The organism is Methylomagnum sp. (assembly GCF_054333355.1).
The window spans coordinates 1-5,244 of sequence record NZ_JBTEKS010000313.1 but is presented as its reverse complement, the minus strand read 5'-3'; the positions used below and the strand labels follow the sequence as shown (position 1 = coordinate 5,244).

Genomic DNA, 5,244 nt, shown 5'->3' with positions numbered 1-5,244 from the left:
ACAAACCGCTTAACTTAACCTAATTAGTGACGTAGGGTGGATAAGCGAAGCGCATCCACCCAACCAAGGCGTCGGATGCGCTCCGCTTATCCGCCCTACCCTGACTTACGTTTTTTATGGGCCGCGGCTAACCATCTGTTTCAAAACGCCATTTTCCTCTATGCCAACAGAGCCTTACGTCAACAGAACCTAAGTTAAAATCACAAACCGCTTAACTTAATGGCAGTGAATTGGGATGATGGGTTACGGCGCACGGCACCACTGACGGGAGGATCAAACCTTTCAGATGTGCGCCCAACCCATCCTACGAGATGAAGGCTCTGGTTTCTTCGCCCAAGTCCCGCGCTTCCAAAGTTCACATGGCTTAACGGGGCGGGAACTTGGCACCGTGTCCTGTGGTCGGTAAAGACTCGCCCGGACGCCGCCCCATCAAGCCCCGCCTGGAGACTGGATTGGCGTGGTTATATCCGCGCCATGGAAAGTCCATTGCTTCGATTCCCCCAAGGGGCGCGGTATGATGCGGGCCAGCGACCCGCCCCCATCGGCCCATCCATTCAGCTTCTTCGAACGATTCCGTGAAACGGGAAGACTTAAGCAAACTCAAGATTCAGCGCCTACCGGCGGACGCCATGGATTCGCCAACCGCCGCCGAGTCCCGCGCCTGGCTGCGCTGGCTGGTGCTGGCCGCCTTGCTGGTCGGCGCGGCTTCGGCCTATTTCGGTTTCAAGCAAGCCGCCGTCGAGGTGGAAACTGGCACCGTCAACACCCTATTCCCCGCCCAGGCCTACACCCTGCTCAACGCCAGCGGCTACGTGGTGCCGCAGACCAAGGCCGATGTCGCCTCCAAGGCCACGGGGCGGCTGGAAAAGCTGGAAGTCGAGGAAGGCAGCGTCGTCAAGGCGGGGCAAGTCCTCGCCCGGCTGGAAAACCGCGACATGATGGCGGCCATGAACCAAGCCGCCGCCAATGTGCTGGTGGCGAAGACCAACCTGCAAAGGGCCGAAGCCGACCTGAAAGAATCGTCCCTGGCCCTGAACCGCGTCCGCACCCTCGCGGCGCGGAGATTCATCTCGCCCGAGGCGGTGGACACGGAAATCGCCCGCCACGCCAAGGCCATCGCCTCCGTGGACAGCGCCAAGGCCGAAATCACGGCGGCGGAAGCGGCCCACGACGGGACGCGGGTGGCCCTGGAATACACCTTGATCCGGGCACCCTTCGATGGCGTGGTGCTGAGCAAGCACGCCGACATCGGCGACATCGTGGCGCCCTTGGCCTCCGCCACCCAGTCCAAGGGTTCGGTGGTGTCCATGGCCGACTTGGACACCCTCAAGGTGGAAGCGGACGTGTCCGAATCGAGCCTCTCGAAAGTGAAGCTCGGCCAGCCCTGCGAAATCCAGTTGGACGCCCTGCCCGAGCAGCGCTACCGGGGCGTCGTGGACCAGATCGTGCCGACCGTGGACCGCACCAAGGCGACGGTGATGGTGAAGGTGCGCTTCGTCGATAAAGACCCCCGGATCCTCCCCGACATGAGCGCCAAGGTGGCCTTCCTGTCCAGGGAGCTGCCGCAGGACGCGGACCGGCCCGTCACCGCCGTGCTGGACTCGGCGCTGGTGAAGCGGGACGGGGGCGAAGCGGTTTACCGCGTCGAGGGCGAGCGGGCGGTGAGTGTGCCGGTGGTCATCAGCAACCGGCTCGGCGATTACGCCGTGGTGAGCAGCGGACTCAAGCCCGGCGATCAAGTGGTGCTGCGGCCCACGCCGACCCTTGAGGATGGGATGACGGTGCGGGCGGGGAAGTGATTAGTGATTAGTGGTTAGAAAAGCCACTTGCCACACCGAATCCCGCCCCCAAACATCAAAACCACTAACCACTAACCACTTCTTAATGCCGCCTCTCGTAGAAATCAAAAACCTAACGAAATACTACCGGCGCGGCGAGCAGGTAATACCCGTCTTGGTGGATATTAACCTGGACATCAACGAAGGGGATTTCGTGGCCTTGATGGGTCCGTCCGGCTCCGGGAAAAGCACCTTGCTGAATCTTATCGCGGGGCTGGACCGGCCCAGCGGCGGCTTGTTGAAAGTCGGCGGCGTTAATATAGCCGCATTACATGAAGCCGCCCTGGCCGATTGGCGCTCGGCCCATGTGGGATTCATTTTCCAATTCTACAACCTGATACCCGTACTCACGGCCTTCGAAAACATTGAACTACCGCTGACATTAACGCCCCTCTCCCGCAAACAGCGCCGTCAGCATGTGGAATTGGTCATTGACATGGTCGGTTTGCAGGACCGCAAAACCCATTATCCCCAGCAATTATCCGGCGGGCAGCAACAACGGGTGGCGATTGCCCGCGCCTTGGTGACGGACCCGACCTTAATCGTGGCGGACGAACCCACCGGCGACTTGGACCGGGTATCCGCCGAGGAGATTCTGGACTTAATGGAGCGGCTGAACCGGGATTTGGGCAAAACCATCATCATGGTGACGCACGACCAGCGGGCGGCGGAGAAGGCCCACCATATCCGGCACTTGGACAAGGGGGAATTGAGCGAGAATAGCGAGGCACCGGCCTATGGTCATTGAGGTTCCACCCTTATGGATTTTCTACTCCGGCTGATTTGGCGCAACCTGTTCCGGCAGAAACTCAGGAGCGGACTCACCGCCCTGGGCATCATCATCGCCATCATCGCCTTCGCCCTGCTCCGCACGATGGTGGACGCCTGGTATGCGGGCGTCAATGCGTCGTCCTCGTCGCGGCTGATAACCCGCCATGCCGTTTCCCTGGTGTTTTCCCTGCCCATCCATTACCAGAATAAAATCCGCCAAGTCGGCGGCGTGAGCGGGGTCAGCCACGCCAATTGGTTCGGCGGGGTCTATATCGACGAAAAGAATTTCTTCCCGCAATTCGCCATCGAGCCGACCACCTATTTCGATCTATTCCCAGAACTCGCCATCAAGCCCGAGGAGAAATCCGCCTTCATCCATGACCGCAAGGGCGCGATGGTGGGGCGTAAACTGGCCGCGCAATATGGCTGGAAAGTCGGCGACACCGTGCCTTTGCGGGGCACGATTTATCCCGGTCAATGGAATTTCGTCATCCGGGGCATTTATTACGGCACGGAAAAAGGCGGGGACGAATCCATGTTCTTTTTCCAGTATGACAACCTCAATGAAACCCTGAAGAAAACCGGCAGTCCCGCCGTGGACCATGTGGGGATATTCTTCGTCGGCATCAATCAGCCGGGCCGAGCCGCCGAAATCTCCGCCGCCGTGGACCGGACCTTCAAGAATTCGCTGGCCGAAACCTTCACGGAGACGGAGAAGGCGTTTCAATTGAGTTTTGTCGCCATGACGGAAACCATTGTCATGGCCGTGCAGATAGTGTCCTTCGTAATTATCGTCATCATCATGGCGGTGATGGCGAATACCATGGCGATGAGTTCGCGGGAGCGGCTTCGGGAATACGCCACGCTGAAAGCCTTGGGGTTTGGTCCCGCCCGTTTGGTCACGCTGATTGTGGGGGAATCCCTGCTGATTTCCCTGGGCGCGGGCGCGGTGGGCATCGCGGCGGCGTTTCCGGTGGTGGATAAAGTGGCGGATGCGCTGGGCACCCTGTTCCCGGTGTTCATGCTGTCCGGCCAGACGCTGTGGATGTCCGTCGTCGCCGCCTTGACGATGGGTTTGACGGCGGCGGCGTTTCCGGCCTTCAAGGCGGCCACCGTGTCCGTGGGCGAAGGATTACGCAGCCTGGGATAGAGTCCGCAAAGCTGTCGGACTGAAGTCCGACCTACGGCCCCCGACCCCGTGTTGTCGGACTGAAGTCCGACCTACGGCCCCGGCGACCCCGTGTAGGTCGGGCTTTAGCCCGATAGCCCAAGCCTTGCACCCCGGCATTTTCTCAAACAGGGTTGGAGCCAACGTGCCACATTTCCGCCTCACCATCCCGCTGGCCTATTCCTGGAAGAACCTCTGGGCCAGAAAGCTGACCACGCTGCTGACCGCCTCCGGCATGGCCTTGGTGGTCTACGTGTTCGCCACGGTGCTGATGCTGTCGGAGGGCTTGAAGCAAACCCTGGTGGCGACCGGCAGCCCGGCCAATGTGATGATGATCCGGCGCGGCTCGGAAACCGAAATCCAAAGCTCGGTCAGCCGCGAGGAAGCCGCCGTCATCGAGAGCCTGCCCGACATCGCCCATGGCGCTTCGGGCTTCAAGCAAGTCTCCAAGGAAAGCCTGCTGTTGATGGTCCTGCCCAAGCGCAGCAACGGCAAGCCCTCCAACGTGACCATCCGGGGCTTGTCCGACGCGGGGCTGGCCATGCGCCCCCAAGTGAAATTGGTCAAAGGCCGGATGTTCCGGCCCGGCTCGGCGGAAATCGTCGCGGGAAGGCGCATCGCGGAGGGCTTCAAGGGCGCGGGGCTGGGGGAGACGCTACGCTTCGGGATGCGCGACTGGACCGTGGTGGGCGTGTTCGACGCGGGCAACACGGCCTTCGGCTCGGAGATTTGGGGCGATGGGGAGCAAATCATGCAGGCGTTCCGCCGCAACGCCTATTCGTCGGTCATCTTCACCCTGCGCGACCCGGCCCGCTTCGAGCGGGTGAAAGCATCCCTGCAAGCCGACCCCCGCTTGACCCAGGAAGCCCATCGGGAGGTGGCGTTTTACGCCGAGCAATCCAAGCAGATGGCGAAATTCCTCAACATCCTGGGGATTTCCTTGAGCATCGTGTTTTCCCTGGGCGCCATCATCGGCGCGATCATCACCATGTATGGCGCGGTCGCCAGCCGCACGCGGGAAATCGGCACCCTGCGGGCGCTGGGCTTCCGCCGCACCGGCATCCTGCTGGCGTTTCTGGCGGAGGCGCTGCTCCTGGGGCTGGCGGGCGGCGTGATCGGCGTGACCCTCGCGTCGGCCATGCAATTCCTGACGGTTTCCACCGTAAATTGGCAGACCTTCTCAGAACTGGCGTTCACGTTTGACCTAAGCTTGGCGATTGTGCTGGAATCGCTGGGCTTCGCCTTGGCGATGGGACTATTAGGCGGTGTACTGCCCGCGCTACGGGCGGCCCGCATGGACCTGATCGAAGCGCTACGCGCCGCTTGAGCATTGGACTGGGGCCATCCGGCCACCACCATTAAGTTAAGCCGTTTGAGCAAGTCTCCACGGCTGGATTTAACCCCCCCCAACCCCCCTTATTCAAGGGGCTGTTTCTCCCTCCCCTGATAAGGGGAAGGCCGGGGGGG

4 protein-coding genes are annotated in these 5,244 nt (G+C 61.2%); all 4 read left to right on the top strand.

Going from position 1 to position 5,244, the window contains the following annotated elements:
• Positions 1-575: 575 nt before the first annotated feature.
• Positions 576-1,799 (top strand): efflux RND transporter periplasmic adaptor subunit, encoded by a 1,224-nt coding sequence (locus tag ACXWUF_RS18030; RefSeq protein WP_458495992.1) that lies wholly within the window; start codon positions 576-578, stop codon positions 1,797-1,799.
• An 85-nt stretch (positions 1,800-1,884) separates the two neighbouring features.
• The gene (locus ACXWUF_RS18025; protein WP_458495991.1) at positions 1,885-2,586 is read left to right on the top strand and encodes an ABC transporter ATP-binding protein; all 702 of its coding nucleotides are present in this window, start codon (positions 1,885-1,887) and stop codon (positions 2,584-2,586) included.
• A 12-nt stretch (positions 2,587-2,598) separates the two neighbouring features.
• On the top strand, positions 2,599-3,759 hold the full coding sequence (locus ACXWUF_RS18020; protein WP_458495990.1) for an ABC transporter permease: 1,161 nt from the start codon (positions 2,599-2,601) through the stop codon (positions 3,757-3,759).
• A gap of 163 nt (positions 3,760-3,922) precedes the next feature.
• The gene (locus ACXWUF_RS18015) at positions 3,923-5,104 is read left to right on the top strand and encodes an ABC transporter permease (RefSeq protein WP_458495989.1); all 1,182 of its coding nucleotides are present in this window, start codon (positions 3,923-3,925) and stop codon (positions 5,102-5,104) included.
• The last annotated feature ends 140 nt before the right edge of the window (positions 5,105-5,244 follow it).